General features: G+C 72.4%; 12 protein-coding genes. 8 read left to right on the top strand and 4 right to left on the bottom strand.

The genetic code is table 11. The features are described 5' to 3' along the window. Positions 1-111: 111 nt before the first annotated feature. Both QRY02_RS16185 and QRY02_RS16180 read right to left on the bottom strand, forming a co-directional pair. Positions 112-639, bottom strand: coding sequence for a GNAT family N-acetyltransferase (locus tag QRY02_RS16185; RefSeq protein WP_285992348.1), 528 nt, complete (start codon positions 637-639; stop codon positions 112-114). Positions 640-687: 48 nt separating this feature from the next. Continuing rightward, a complete protein-coding gene (locus tag QRY02_RS16180; RefSeq protein WP_285992347.1) occupies positions 688-1,959 on the bottom strand; it encodes an ABC transporter substrate-binding protein in 1,272 nt (423 codons plus the stop codon). 212 nt (positions 1,960-2,171) lie between these two features. On the opposite strand from QRY02_RS16180, the gene QRY02_RS16175 reads away from it, so the two are divergent. Further along, the gene (locus tag QRY02_RS16175; RefSeq protein ID WP_285992346.1) at positions 2,172-3,122 is read left to right on the top strand and encodes a LacI family DNA-binding transcriptional regulator; all 951 of its coding nucleotides are present in this window, start codon (positions 2,172-2,174) and stop codon (positions 3,120-3,122) included. Between the two features lie 57 nt (positions 3,123-3,179). Here the strand turns inward: QRY02_RS16175 and QRY02_RS16170 are convergent, their stop codons facing one another. Beyond that, complete coding sequence (locus tag QRY02_RS16170) at positions 3,180-4,304, bottom strand: lytic polysaccharide monooxygenase (RefSeq protein WP_285992345.1); 1,125 nt, start codon at positions 4,302-4,304, stop codon at positions 3,180-3,182. Positions 4,305-4,473: 169 nt separating this feature from the next. Between QRY02_RS16170 and QRY02_RS16165 the strand changes: the two genes are divergently transcribed. Then, complete coding sequence (locus QRY02_RS16165) at positions 4,474-5,667, top strand: AGE family epimerase/isomerase (RefSeq protein ID WP_285992344.1); 1,194 nt, start codon at positions 4,474-4,476, stop codon at positions 5,665-5,667. 34 nt (positions 5,668-5,701) lie between these two features. Further along, on the top strand, positions 5,702-6,697 hold the full coding sequence (locus QRY02_RS16160) for an aldo/keto reductase (RefSeq protein WP_285992343.1): 996 nt from the start codon (positions 5,702-5,704) through the stop codon (positions 6,695-6,697). 9 nt (positions 6,698-6,706) lie between these two features. On the opposite strand, the gene QRY02_RS16155 is transcribed toward QRY02_RS16160, so the two are convergent. Continuing rightward, positions 6,707-7,900 carry a cellulose-binding domain-containing protein gene (locus tag QRY02_RS16155; RefSeq protein WP_285992342.1) on the bottom strand — a complete coding sequence of 398 codons (1,194 nt, stop codon included), beginning with the start codon at positions 7,898-7,900 and terminating at the stop codon, positions 6,707-6,709. Positions 7,901-8,458: 558 nt separating this feature from the next. Here QRY02_RS16155 and QRY02_RS16150 point away from each other — a divergent pair. The 5 genes from QRY02_RS16150 to QRY02_RS16130 are packed head-to-tail and all read left to right on the top strand — an operon-like array spanning position 8,459 to position 13,320. Continuing rightward, a complete protein-coding gene (locus tag QRY02_RS16150; RefSeq protein ID WP_285992341.1) occupies positions 8,459-9,904 on the top strand; it encodes a hypothetical protein in 1,446 nt (481 codons plus the stop codon). A 32-nt stretch (positions 9,905-9,936) separates the two neighbouring features. Next, positions 9,937-10,737 (top strand): AfsA-related hotdog domain-containing protein, encoded by an 801-nt coding sequence (locus tag QRY02_RS16145; protein WP_285992340.1) that lies wholly within the window; start codon positions 9,937-9,939, stop codon positions 10,735-10,737. Positions 10,738-10,776: 39 nt separating this feature from the next. Continuing rightward, a complete protein-coding gene (locus QRY02_RS16140) occupies positions 10,777-11,592 on the top strand; it encodes a carboxymuconolactone decarboxylase family protein (protein ID WP_285992339.1) in 816 nt (271 codons plus the stop codon). Further along, positions 11,589-12,290: an HAD family hydrolase gene (locus QRY02_RS16135; RefSeq protein ID WP_285992338.1), complete on the top strand. Its 702-nt coding sequence runs from the start codon at positions 11,589-11,591 to the stop codon at positions 12,288-12,290. Before QRY02_RS16140 ends, QRY02_RS16135 begins: the two co-directional genes overlap by 4 nt. Before the next feature lie 28 nt (positions 12,291-12,318). Continuing rightward, on the top strand, positions 12,319-13,320 hold the full coding sequence (locus tag QRY02_RS16130) for a zinc-dependent alcohol dehydrogenase family protein (protein WP_285992337.1): 1,002 nt from the start codon (positions 12,319-12,321) through the stop codon (positions 13,318-13,320). Positions 13,321-13,451: the final 131 nt, after the last annotated feature.

The raw sequence follows: 13,451 nt of genomic DNA, 5'->3' as shown, positions 1-13,451 counted from the left end.
GCCAGGTCCGGCGCCTTGGTCCCGTCCGGACGCCTGACCGTCCGGACGGGACAGCGGGATCCGGCCCGGGGTGACCCTGGGCCGGATCCCGCGGCGCGCGCCTCCGGCGGTTCAGCCGAGGTCCTTGCGGAAGCTCAGCCGGTCCAGGCCCGGCCCGTCGTAGTCGGGCTGGACCGGCACCCCATCGAAGTCCTTCGGCCCTGGTTCGGTGACGAACCCCATCCGGGTGTGGAACGCGTGCGAACCCTTGTTCTCCGGCGAAGTGATCGCCCGTACCACCGAGCGTCCGTGCGCGGCGCTGTAGGCGAAGAAGCGCTCGTACAGCGCCGCGCCCAGCCCGCGGCCGCGTTCGGCGGGCTCGACGCCGACGAAGTGGATGTAGCTCTCGGCCGGCCGAGACGGCGAGAGGAACCCGATCAGGAACGCGACGATCCGCTCGTCCGCGGTGACCAGGAAGCTGCTGCCGGTGAAGTGCTGGAACATCAGCTTCGGCAGCAGCAGCGCCCGCTGGCGGGAGCCCGCTTCGCCGCCGAGGCCGCCCCACCAGCGGTCGAGGACGGCCAGCACCGGGAGGTGGTCGCCGGGGCCGGGGTGCCGGATCGTGTGGTGCGCCCAGGGTTCGGGCAGGGGAGTGACCATGCCCGTCACCTTGCCCGTTCCCGCCGGCTCCGACCAGCGGGTTTCCGGTCAGGGGACGAGCCGGTGCACCCCGATCAGCACCTGCTGCCAGACGGCGGCGGCATCGGCGCCCTGCTCGACCGACTTGAGCGCGGGCGCGATCACCGCCTCCTGGATCTTGCCGTCACCCGGTCCCTTGTACTGCGGTTTCCCGACCTTGCGGGCCTGGGCGACGAAGACCTGGCCGCTCAGCGCCCCGCCGAAGTAGCCGTTCATCTCGCTGAGCAGGTCCGGGGAGGTGAAGGCCTCGACCTGGCTGGGGAAGTTCCCGCTCACCCGGAACGCGTGCAGCTGCTGCTCCGGCGCGGTCAGCCAGGCGGCGAGCGCGGCGGCCGCCTTCTGGTGCGGGCTCGAGGCCGGCACGGTGAGGTAGGAACCACCCCAGTTGCCGCCGCCGTCCGGGAAGGCGTCGGTGATCGCCCACTTGCCCGCGTTGCCGACCCCGGCCTGCTGTTCGATGATGCCGAGCATCCACGACGGACAGACCTTCGTCGCGAAGGCGCCGGTGCGCAGGCCGTTGTTGCCGTCGTCTTCGAAGGCGGTGAGCCCGGCCGACTGCCCTTGCTTCACCGCGGCGGTGACCTGGTTCCAGGCGTCCCTCAGCGCGGTGTTCGTCTCCAGCGTCGGATGGTTTTCGCGGTCGAGGTAGCCGACCGGGAGCTGGTTGACCTTGGCGTTGAAGATCTGCGCCGAGGAGTCGAACCACGGCTTGCCGTGCGAGCGCTGGACGTACTTCTCGCCGGCCTTGAAGAAGCTGTCCCAGGTCGCGAACATCGTCTTCACCGAGCCCGGGTCGGTGGGCAGGTTGGCCCCTTCGAGCAGGTCCTTCCGGTAGCACATGGCCAGCGGGCCGATGTCCGTGCCGTAGCCGACGAGCTTGCCGTCCTTGCTGCGGCCGGCCTCGTACTTCCACTCCAGCCACCGGCCGGGTTTCACGTCGGGCGGGCCGATCTCGGCCAGGTCGGCGAACTTGTCCGCGTAAGCGAGCACGTCGGCGAGGTGGCCCTCCTCGACGGCCTGGATGTCGGCGAGCTCCTGGCCCTTCTGCAGCTTGTCCAGCAGGTCCTGGTGGTACGGTCCGCCCTGCTCGGCCCGGACCTGGCGGATGGTGAGCCCGGGGTGGGTGAACTCGTAGCCGGGGATGAGGTCCTCGTAGCCGAACTGGCCGAACGTCGACACCGTGAGCGTGATCCGCTCCGGCGTGTCCGGTCCGCATCCCCCGATCAGGAAGAGCAAGACGACGACGGCGGCGAACGCCGGTTGTCTTCGGATCTGCCTCATGCGCGCGCACTCCCCATCCGCGGCACGCTCCCGGCCCCCGTTGGCTGGGAGCGCTCCCGGGGCGAGTCTTATTTCCCGGTGCGGCGGGTGTCAAGGTGCGCGACGGCGGGTGTCCGCGCGAACACGGACCGCGCGCTCCGGCCCCGGCGGTTTCGAGACCTGCGGTTTCCGGGCTCGTGGAGCCCGGACTCGTGGCGCGAAGGAAGGCTGCGATGAAGCGTCCGACGATCACCGACATCGCGAAGGAGGCCGGCGTCTCCAAGGGCGCGGTCTCCTACGCCCTCAACGGCCGCCCCGGCGTCTCGGAGGCCACCCGGCGGCGGATCACCGAGATCGCCCGGGAGCTCGGGTGGTCACCCAGCAGCACCGCGCGGGCGCTGTCCGGCGGCCGCTCCGGAGCGTTCGGCCTGGTGCTCGACCGGCCCCTGGAGGTGTTCGTCCCGGCCCTGCTCGACGGGTTCGAGGGCGAGCTGCTGCTGCAGGTCGCCCCCGGCCGCGACGCCGCGCTGGCCGTCTACCGCCGCTGGCGCGCCGAGCGGAGGGTCGACGGCGTGCTGCTCACCGCGCCGGGCTGCGCGGCCGAGCTGGTGCGGATCGGCCTGCCGGCGGTCGTGCTCGGCGGCCCGGGCGGCGTGCCGGGCGTGTCCTCTGTGCTCGTGGACGACGTCACCGGCGCCGCCGAAGCGCTGGCGTACCTCGCGGCGCTGGGGCACCGGCACGTGGTCCGCATCGCGGGCGCGGCGGTGTTCGCCGACCCCGCGGCGCGGCGGCGGGCGTTCACCACGGCGGCGACCGGGCTCCCGCACCCCGGCACCGTCCACCCCGAACCGTCGGCCGACGCGGTCCGCCGGGTGCTGGCCGCGCGCCCCCGGCCCACGGCGCTGCTGTGCGACACCGACGACCTGGCGGTGGCCGCGCTCGCGGCCGCGCGCGAACTCGGCCTGGCGGTGCCGAAGGACCTCTCCGTGGTGTCGTGGGACGACACCCCGCTCTGCCGGCTGGTCCGCCCCGCGCTCACCGCGATCCGGCGCCCGCTGGCCGAACTCGGCGCGCTCGCGGCCTCCGTCCTGCACGACGTGCTGGCGGGGGAGCGCCCCGGCGACGTCTACGCCTCCCGGCCGCGGCTGATCACCCGCGGCAGCACCGGCCCCGCGAACGGGTGAAGGCCGCTTCGAGGGACTCCCCGAAGCGGCCTTCCCGATTCGTCCACTCAGGACGGCTCAGGTGCCCTGGCACGTCGGCGAGGGGGCCGCGCTGCCTCCCGTGGTGTTGACGACCAGCCCGAAGGTGGTCGTGCCGTCGGCCGCGACGCTGCCGTTCCAGTTGGCGTTGCGGATCGTGACCGCCGAACCGGACTGGCTCAGCGTGCCGTTCCACACGCTGGCGATCGTCTGGCCCGCGGGCAGTGTCCACCCGACCTGCCAGCTCGTGTACGCCCGGGTGCTGTGGTTCATCACCGTCACCGTGGCCTGGTAGCCACCGCTCCAGGGGTTGGTGATCTCGTACATCGCCATGCAGGAGCCCGCCGGCGTCGTCGGGGTCGTCGGCGTGGTGGGGGTCGTCGGGGTGGTCGGTGTCGTGGGCGTGGTCGGGGTGGTGGGCGTCGTCGGTGTCGTGGGCGTGGTCGTCGTGCCGGTGCCCGGGTCCTTCACGCCGGTGACCTCGCCGTGCCCGCCGTCGAAGGTGACGTCCGAGCAGCCGTAGAACGTCTCGGCGCTGTCCGAACGCTTCCACACCGAGTAGATGATGTGCCGGCCCGACTTGTTCGACGGCAGCGCGCCGCTCCACTTGTACTGGCCTTCCACCGTGCCCACCTGGCCGGTCACCGGCGGGTGGTCCACCGTCAGGAACGGCTGGTCCTCCAGTGAGTCCCAGGTGAGCGGCTGGTTCGGGTTCCACCCGTCCTTGGTCACGTAGGTGTAGAACCAGCCCGGGTGCGCGGCCCACGCGTTGTACGAGAAGTCGAACTGGGCACCGGCGGTCAGGTGGGTCAGCGGCCATGAGCCGACCCCGTCGAAGCCCGCGTAGTTCGGGTTCCCGCCCGAGCACAGCTTCCCGTCGGGGATGAACCCGCGGGTACGCCCGGCGCCGTCGGAGCGCAGCACACCGAACCAGTTGTACAGCGAATTGGCGCTGCTGATCCCCACCGCGGCCGCGCAGGCCGGGTTCTGGGGCTTGATTTCGCCGGTCGAGCTGAGCCCGTCCTGCCAGCACAGGAAGGTCCGGCTGCCCGGTTTCATCATGGCGCCGTGCGCCTCGGCCGTGCCGGTGTTCAGCAGGATGGCGGTCAGGCTCGCCAGCAGCACGGTGACGGCGGCGAGGACGGTACTTCGTCTCCTGGTCACGTCAGTCCCTTCATTGGGTTGCGTGCGTCGAAGACTGGGAGCGCTTCCAAGGTCAGGATACGCGGTGGGGGTCACTTCCGGAACAGCCCGCGATGGCCGGGGCGGGGGCCTTGGCCTACGTTGACGGGGGCTCCTCGCAGGGGGCGGGCCCCGTGGAGAAAGGCAGAGAGTGGACAGTCCGTCTTCGGTTCCCGCCTGGGTGCGTGCCGAACCCGCCCGGCTGCTCGGGTTCGCCCGCGGCGCGGCGCACCCGGCCGGTGGGTTCGCCTGGCTCGACGACGCCGGGCGGCCGGTGCTCGACCGGCCGGTCGAGACCTGGATCACCTGCCGGATGACGCACGTCTTCGCGCTCGCGTCGCTGCGGGGAGCGGACGCCGGCGAGCAGGTCGCGCACGGCGTCGCGGCGCTCACCGGTCCGCTCCGGGACGCCGAGCACGGCGGCTGGTACGCCTCGACGGCGCTGGCCGAAAAGCGGGCCTACGAGCACGCGTTCGTCGTGCTGGCGGCCGCGAGCGCGGCCGCGGCCGGTGCCGAAGGCGCCCGGCCGCTGCTGGCCGAGGCCCTCGAAGTCGTCGAACGCCGGTTCTGGGAGCCGTCGGCCGGGCTCGTGGCCGACGTCTGGGACCGTGGCTGGACGCACCTGGAGGACTACCGCGGGGCCAACGCCAACATGCACACCGTGGAGGCGTTCCTGGCCGCCGCCGACGTCACCGGCGAGGCGGTGTGGGCGGCGCGTGCGCTGTCCATTGTGGAGCGCCTGATCCACGGCGAAGCCCGCGCGCACGGCTGGCTGCTCCCGGAGCACTACGACCCGGACTGGCGTGTCCGGCTGGAGTTCAACCGCGGCGAGCCCGCCCACCCGTTCCGCCCGTTCGGGGCGACCATCGGGCACCTCTTCGAATGGGCGCGGCTGGCCGTCCACCTCGGACGGGCGCTCGGGACCGCCGCGCCGCCGTGGCTGGTGCCCGACGCGGCCGCGCTGTTCGAGGCGGCCGTCCGGTACGGCTGGGCCGTCGACGGACGGCCGGGGTTCGTCTACACGACCGACTTCGCCGGGACGCCGGTGGTGCGCACCCGGCTGCACTGGGTGGTCACCGAGGCGATGGCCGCGGCGTGGACGCTGCACCAGGAAACCGGTGACCCGGCCTACCTGGCCCGCTTCGAGGAATGGTGCGCGCACGCCGAAGCCTGCTTCGTCGACCGCGAACTCGGTTCGTGGCACCACGAGCTCGACCCGGACAACCGTCCCGCCGCGACGGTGTGGGCCGGCAAACCGGACGTCTACCACGCCTACCAGGCGACGGTGCTGCCCGGCCTGCCACCGGCGGCGTCGTTCGCCGGCGCGCTCCTCGCGCGCGGATAGACTGCGCTCGCCGTCCCTCTCGACAAGGAGAACCATGTCGCCTTTCGTCGCGGCCGAACACCGGTACGCGGACATGCCGTACCGGCGCGCCGGGCGCAGCGGGCTGAAGCTGCCCGCCGTGTCGCTCGGCCTGTGGCACAACTTCGGGGACGACAAGCCCCTCGACGTCCAGCGCGCCGTGCTGCGCCGGGCGTTCGACCTCGGGGTGACGCACTTCGACCTGGCCAACAACTACGGCCCGCCGCCCGGCTCGGCCGAGGCCAACTTCGGGCGGCACTTCGCCGCCGACTTCCGCCCCCACCGCGACGAGATCCTGGTGTCGTCGAAGGCGGGCTACCTGATGTGGGACGGCCCGTACGGCGAGTGGGGCTCCCGCAAGAACCTCCTGGCGAGCCTCGACCAGAGCCTGGCCCGCACCGGGCTGGACCACTTCGACATCTTCTATTCGCACCGCCCGGACCCGGACACGCCGATCGAGGAGACGATGGGTGCGCTCGACACCGCCGTCCGCTCCGGGAAAGCGCTGTACGCGGGCATCTCGAACTACTCGCCCGAGCAGACCGAGGCCGCGCTCGCCGCGTTGCGGGAGCTGGGGACACCGCTGCTGATCCACCAGCCGCGGTATTCGATGCTCGACCGCTGGGTCGAAGACGGCCTGCTCGACACCCTGGACGAGCACGGCGTCGGCTCGATCGCCTACTCGCCGCTGAGCCAGGGCCTGCTGACCGACCGCTACCTCGACGGCATCCCGGCCGACTCCCGCGCGGCCGGTGCCAGCCCGTTCCTCACCAGCGACCGGCTGACCGACGACACCCTGGCGACCATCCGCGCGCTGAACGACATCGCCGAGGGGCGCGGGCAGACGCTGGCGCAGCTGGCCATCGCCTGGGTGCTGCGCCGCGGCCGCGTCACCTCCGCGCTGATCGGCGCGAGCAGCGTCGCCCAGCTGGAGAACACCGTCGCGGCCACCGGGAACCTCGAGTTCACCGACGACGAGCTGGCCGGGATCGAGCGCGTCCTCGGCCGGTAGCCCGCCCGGTCAGCAGCCGATCCTCGAGGTGCCGACGGCGACGTCGTCGTACCACAGCGTGTCGGCGTCGCCCGCGTAGCTTTCCCAGCCGAGGCGCAGGTCGGTCACCGCGGGGTGCCAGGCCTTGTTGAGCCACTGCTGGTCGATGTCGGGGGTCGGGACGCCGTCGACGACGAGGCCGGGCACCTCGGCGGAGTTCAGCCACGTCCGCAGCTGTCCCGCGCCGCCGTTGACCTCGAACTCGAAGCACGACCAGGTGCCGGTCGCCAGGGGGACGCTCTGGGCCACCCCGGCCGGGCTCTGCGCGGGGAGCGTCGCGTCGTCGGACTCGCGGTTCCACTGCAGCGCCCGGTTCTGCCCGCCGGCGCGCAGGTCGCGGCCGCCGTCTGCGGTGTCGCGCATGGCCATGAACGCGACGTGCCCGGTGGGCAGCGCCGTCGTGTGCCGGACCCAGAACCGGCCGAAGAGGTGGCCCGAGCCGACGCCGGTGAGGCTGGTGCCGAGGAAGGCGTGGTTGCAGTAGCCGCCCTGGCCGGTGACCTTGACCGAGCGGGAGCCCGAGTGCGCGACCGCGGTGTCGACGGCGACCGTGCCCGTGCCCGTGCAGTTGGCCGCGCCGACGGTCCAGCGGCCGCCCGGGGTGGTGCCGGTCTGCTGCTCGAAGTCGTCGCAGATCGCGGCGCTCGCGCAACCGGCAGGCAGCGGCCCGGACGTCGTCGTGGTCGGTGTGGTGGGCGTCGTCGTGGTGGGGGTGGGGGTGGTCGTGGTGGGGGTGGTCGGCGTGGTCGAGGTCGGGGGAGCGGGGTCGCCGCACGGAACGCCGTTGAGCGCGAAGTCCGTGGGCGTGGCGTTCGTCCCGCTGTAGGTGCCCTGGAGGCCGAAGGAGACCGAGCCGCCGGCGGGCAGCGCGCCGTTGTAGGACAGGCTCTGCGCGGTGACCGCGGTCCCGCTCTGGCGGACGGTGGCGTTCCACGCGGACGTGACGGACTGGTTCCCGGCGTAGTTCCAGGTGAGTGTCCAGGAGGAGACCGCGGTGGCGCCGTTGGTCACCGCGATGTCGGCGGTGTACCCGCTCTGCCACTGGTTGACGTGGTAGGCGACCGAGCACGCGGGGGCGGCGGCGGCCGGACCGGCCACGACGATCGCGGTGGTGCCCGCCGCGGCGAGGCAGAGCGCGGCCAGGGCGCCGGCGAACCTGTTCATGGGATGGCTCCTCCGGGGACGCGGACAGGGGCGCCGTGGCCTGCACCACGACGCCCCTGGGTGGTGGCCGCGTTCTGGCGAGGCGACCTGGCATGGGAGCGCTTCCAGCCGCCGGAAAGGTAACCCCGGTGTGTCGCGCTTGTAAAGAGGGACCCGGACGCGGGCCGATCCGGTGGTCCGTTTTCCGCAGCCGGTGCGTCCGGCCTCGCCACTGAACACTCCTGAACGGCCGAACCCGTTGGCGCGCAGGACATGTCCCGATCGCACTGCGCCACCGGTGCGCGGGCACGGACGCCGCCGTTGGGGTGGATTCTCGGAAATCCGCCCCAAGATCACGATTCGGCGGGGACGACGAAAATTGGGAGCGCTCTCAGCCGCCGCGCCAACCTCCCGCAGGCGGCTCGTCCGCCCGCCTCTTCGGACCGGGAACCCTTGTTGCGTACTCAACTTCTCGGAAATCACACGGTTTCCGCTCTCGTGACGAACTGGGCCGCCGCGCTCACGCTGCGGTAGGGTCGTCGAGGGGAGCCCCCGTACTCCGGAATCGTTGGATGAACGATGAGTCGACAGGCCAAACCAGGGAGCAAGCCCTACCGTGCACAACTGCGGGACCGGCTGACCGCGTTGGGCTTTCCCGAGGAGGCGATCCCGGCCCAGGTGGCGAAGAACCTGATCGTCGAATGCCGGATCCCGCCGCGCACCGCGTGGCGGCTGGCGTCCGAGCTTTCGCTGGACGTCGCGGCGCACCAGTACAACGCCGTCACCGGAGACCCTCGCGCGGGCATGCGCGGCACGCGGATCTGGGAGTACGAGCAGTGGCCCGAACGCGGCGTCCGGCCCACGGTCGCCGCGCTGCGGGTGCTGGCCAAGGTCTACGGCACCGGCTGGAAGTGCCTGCTGGGGCTGCGTGATCTCGAGCAGCTGCCGGCCAAGGACCTCGCCGAGTACCACGCCGACCCGGAGCCCGCGGCCGGCGCGGCCCCCGAGCCCGAGTCGCCGCCGCCGGCACGCACCCAGGCCCGGGTGGACGAGGAGATCGGCGCCGGCGCCCTCGGCGACGCGATCCTGCTCACGAAGACCAACGTGGACGAGGCCCAGCTCGACGACCTGTGGTCGGACCTCGACTTCCTCGGCGGCGCCTACACCCGCATGGCGCCCGACTCGATCCTCGGCCAGCTCGCGGTGATCGCCGGCCGGACCGCGTCCCTGCTGAAGGGCCGTCAGCGGCCGAAGCAGACGCAGGACCTCCTGCTCGTCGGGGCGAAGTCGAGCGCGATGATGGCCTGGATCGCGGGGGACCTGGGCCGGTACCGGCTCTCGCGCGAGCTCAATTCCGCCGCGTGGCTCTACACCCAGTACGCCGACGACTTCCTCGCCCGGCGCTGGGTGCGCACGTCCCAGGCCCGCGTGGCGTTCTGGGCCGGGAACGGCATCGAGTCCGCGAAGCTCGCCGCCGACGGGCTCAACTACCACGCGGGCGGGCGCCTCACGGACGCCCCGCTCATCCTCGCCGAGGCGCGTGGCTGGTCGTCGGTGCAGGCGGAGCGGCCGGTGCTGGACGCGATCGCGCGCTGGACGGCCATCGAGGACCCGGATGTGGGGGCGGGCGGCGAGGACCGCTTCTTCAACATCACGAAGGACCGGCGCCACTACATGGCCGGCAACGCGCTGCTTTCGGTCGGGCAGGCCTCGGCCGCGCTGCGCGAATTCACCACCGCCCGCGAGGCCTTCGAGAAGCTGACGACGGAAAACCGCTGGGAAGCCATGGATCCGATGATCCGGATCGACACGGGCCGCGCCCACCTGCGGCTCGGCGACCTCGACGGTGCCGCCGCGCAGGTCGGTCCGCTGCTGGACGTGGGCGTGGGCAAGCAGCCGGACATGGTGCGCGCCATGCTGAAGCTGATGGTCACCGAGCTGGCCGGGCCGCGCTGGCGGTCGGCCACGACGGCCCGCAACCTCGCCGAAGCACTCCTGGACGCCCACCCTTCGGCGCGGCCGTGACGCCGGACCCGACCCGGACGGAGGCCCCCGAGGTGGCACCGCACGATGTCTCGTGCCCGAAGACCCCGTGCGCGGCCTGGGCGATCGAGGGGCACACGCGGCGGGACGTCGTCGTGGTCGCCGACCGCTTCGCGCAGTTCGCCCGGGAGGACCGGGTGTTCACGCTGTCGGGCCTGCTGGCCCTGCTCGGTTCCGGCGGTCCGGTGGCGCCGGGCTGCCACTGGATCGTCCACTTCGGCCAGGGCATCGACGCGGCCGACGGCGAGCTGCTCGAAACCGCTTGCGAGAAGAGCGAAGGAACCGTGTGCCTGGCGGATCCGGCCGCGTTCCGGCGGCCGTCCGAACCGCCCGTCGTCGTCCACAAGGACCGGGCGGAGAACGTCCTGCTCGCCGGCGTGCACAGCCCGGCACCTGCGCACTGCCGGGCCGAGCTGCGGATCCACCGCGACAACGAGCTGGTCCTCGACCACCACACCGGCGAGCACGTGCAGGGCATCGTGATCATCGAGGCGATGCGGCAGATCTGCATCGCGCAGTTCGAGACCGCGATCCGCCCCGGTCTCGCCCCGGCGGCGTACGCCGGGGTGTGGAAACGGATCGACCTGTCCTTCCAGGACTTCCTGTTCCCGCTCCCGGCCACGGTCGAGTCGCTGATCGTCGAGTCCGACGTCGGCCGGGAGACCCACCTCAAGTTCCGCGCCACGACGTCGGTGCGCCAGCAGGGGCGCACCGTGGCCACCGCCGGCATCGAGTACTCGATGATCGCGCAGGGGCGCATCGGCACCCTCGAACGCCGCAAGGCCGGCCAGGCCACCCGGGCCTACCTCGGCTGAGCCTCGGCCGGCCCCGATCCGGAAGGAAACCACTCCACGATGTCCGACCTGCAGCAGCAGGACCGCTCCGCGTCCTTCGCCCAGGGCCTGAAACTCATCCAGCAGCTCGGCGGGGCCGACCGGCCGGCCGTGCTGGACCTGTTCGAGAGCATCGGGGAGGCCGAGTTCGGCGAGCAGTGCGTCGGGTTCATCTACGGCGACGTCTACCACCGGCCCGGCCTGCCCCTGCCGGAGCGGCAGCTGGCGACCGTCGCCGCGCTCACCGCCCTCGGCTACGCCGGTTCCCAGCTGCAGTTCCACGCCAAGGCCGCGCTCAACGTCGGCTGCACCCGCCGTCAGCTGATCGAGGCGGTGATCCACGTCAGTTCCTTCGCCGGGTTCCCGGCCACGCTCAACGCCCTGACGGCGCTGAAGGCGGCCTTCGACGGCCTGCCCGACGAGGAGCCGGCACCGGCCGAAGAGGCCGCCGAAGTGCCGTGGGCGGGCATCGAGGACCGCTACGAGCGCGGCCTGGCGGCGATGCGGGCCGTCGACGGCGAGGCGGGGGAGGAGGTCGCCGCGGGACTGAAGGACATCGCCCCCGACCTGGCCGCCTACATCGTCGAATTCACCTTCGGCGAGATCTACACCCGGCCGCACCTGAGCCTGCGCCACCGCGAGATCGTCACGATCGCCGCCTGCGTCGCCCTGGGCACCGCGCTGCCGCAGCTGAAGGTGCACCTCCACGGGCTGCTCAACGTCGGCGGCACCCGGCAGGAGGCCGTGGAAACCGTGCTGCACCTGGCGTTCTACTGCGGCTTCCCGGCCGCGCTCAACGCGATCGCGGCCGCGCGGGAAGTGTTCGCGCAGCGGTGAGCGGGTTCGCCAAGCTGCGCGTGGTCGCGCTCGACTGCGACGGCGTGCTCATCGACGACACCTACCTGGCCATGATCGCCCGGTTCGTCACCGAGCACGGCGGGAAGTACGACGCCGCGGCCGAGTGGGACGTCATCGGGCTGCGCGACATCGTCGTCGCCGAAAAGATCACCCGCCTCTGCGGTCTGGACCAGCCGGCCGAGGAGACGCTGAGGCAGCTGTGGGCCGCGCGGCAGGACTACCTGGCCGAGCACCCGATCCGGGTGGCCGCCGGGGCGCGGGACTGCCTGGAGGCGCTGGCGAAGCTCCCCGTGCGGCTGGTCTGCTACGGCGGCCGGACCCGCGAGCACACCTTCGACCACCACCTCGGCGACTTCGCGGACCTCCTCGATCCCGAGGTGCCGTACGTGAGCATCAACGAGCACCGCCCGGGCGTCGGCCACATCACGCGGACCGTGCTCGGCGTCGACTTCGACGAAATCGTGTTCGTCGACGACGTCAGCCGGGTCGCCGAGGACGCCCGTGCGCACGGCGCCGGGTTCGTCGGGTTCCCCTCGAGCCCCGCCCACGCGCGGCAGCGGGAGTTCATGGCCTCGTTCGGCGTCCGCCACTTCGCCACGTCGCTCGCCGGGCTCACCCCGGAACTGCTGGCGACCGTCGACGGCGAACTCGCGGCGTCGACACACTGGCCGCGTTGAGGAGTGTCCCCGACCTGTTGGAGCCGCTGTGAAGTTCTTTTCCCTGCCCCGCCCCGGTGCCGGGCTCGTCCTGGGCGAGCGGGACGTTCCCGAGCCCGGTCCCGGACAGGTCCTGGTCCGGCTGCGCGGGTGGGCGGTCAACGCCCGCGACCTGATGATCTTCAAGGGGTTCTACCCGAAGCCGGTGAAGCCGGACGTGATCCCGCTGTCCGACGGCGCGGGCGAGATCGTCGCGGTCGGGGCGGGGGTGCGCGCCTGGACCACCGGTGACCGGGTGGCGGCGACGTACTTCCCGGCCTGGCTGGCCGGTCCCGGCACGCCGGAGAAGACCGCGGACGACCTGGGCGGCACGCTCGACGGCGTGCTCGCGGAGTACGCCGTCTTCGCCGAGGACGCCCTGGTCGCGGTGCCCGCGCACCTCGACTACGCCGAAGCCGCCACGCTGCCCAGCGCCGGCGTGACGGCCTGGCGCGCCGTGGTCGAGGAAGGCCGGGTGGCGCCGGGGCAGACCGTGCTCACCCTCGGCAGCGGTGGCCTGTCCACGTTCGCCCTGCAGTTCGCCGCGCTCGGCGGCGCCCACGTCATCTCGACGTCCAGCTCGGACGAAAAGCTCGAGCGGCTGTGCGCGCTCGGGGCCGCCGAGACGCTCAACCACGCGACCACCCCGGAGTGGGGGGCCGCGGTGGCCGGCCTGACCGGCGGCGGCGTGGACCACGTCGTCGACGTCGGTGGCGGCGGCACGATCGGCCAGTCGATGCTCGCCGCGCGGTACGGTGGGCACGTCAGCGTCGCCGGTGTCCTGACCCACGAAGGCGCCGCCGACCCGATCCTGGTGCTGGTCAAGCAGCTGACCCTGCGCGGTCTCACGAACGCCTCCCGCGAGACGTTCCGGGCGATGAACCGGGCGATCGAGCGGACCGGCCTCAAGCCGGTGATCGATCGCCGGTTCGGCTTCGACGAGGTGGCCGGGGCGCTCGCGCACCTGGAGTCCCGCCACCACATCGGGAAGGTCGTGCTGGAGAGCGCCTGAGCCGCGCGCTGTCCGCCGGGTAAGTTTTGCTCGCCCGGCTGGGTATTTTCGCCGCCTCCGGCGCAGGTTCGCGCTGCTCAGCGCGGGTGTGCCGCGACGAAAAAGTCCCCTTTGGGCAGGAATGGCGGCTG

Origin of the sequence: Amycolatopsis sp. DG1A-15b (genome assembly GCF_030285645.1) — a bacterium.
GTDB lineage: Bacteria > Actinomycetota > Actinomycetes > Mycobacteriales > Pseudonocardiaceae > Amycolatopsis.
The sequence above is the reverse complement of the archived record's forward strand: the minus strand, read 5'-3'. Positions and strand labels throughout refer to the sequence as shown.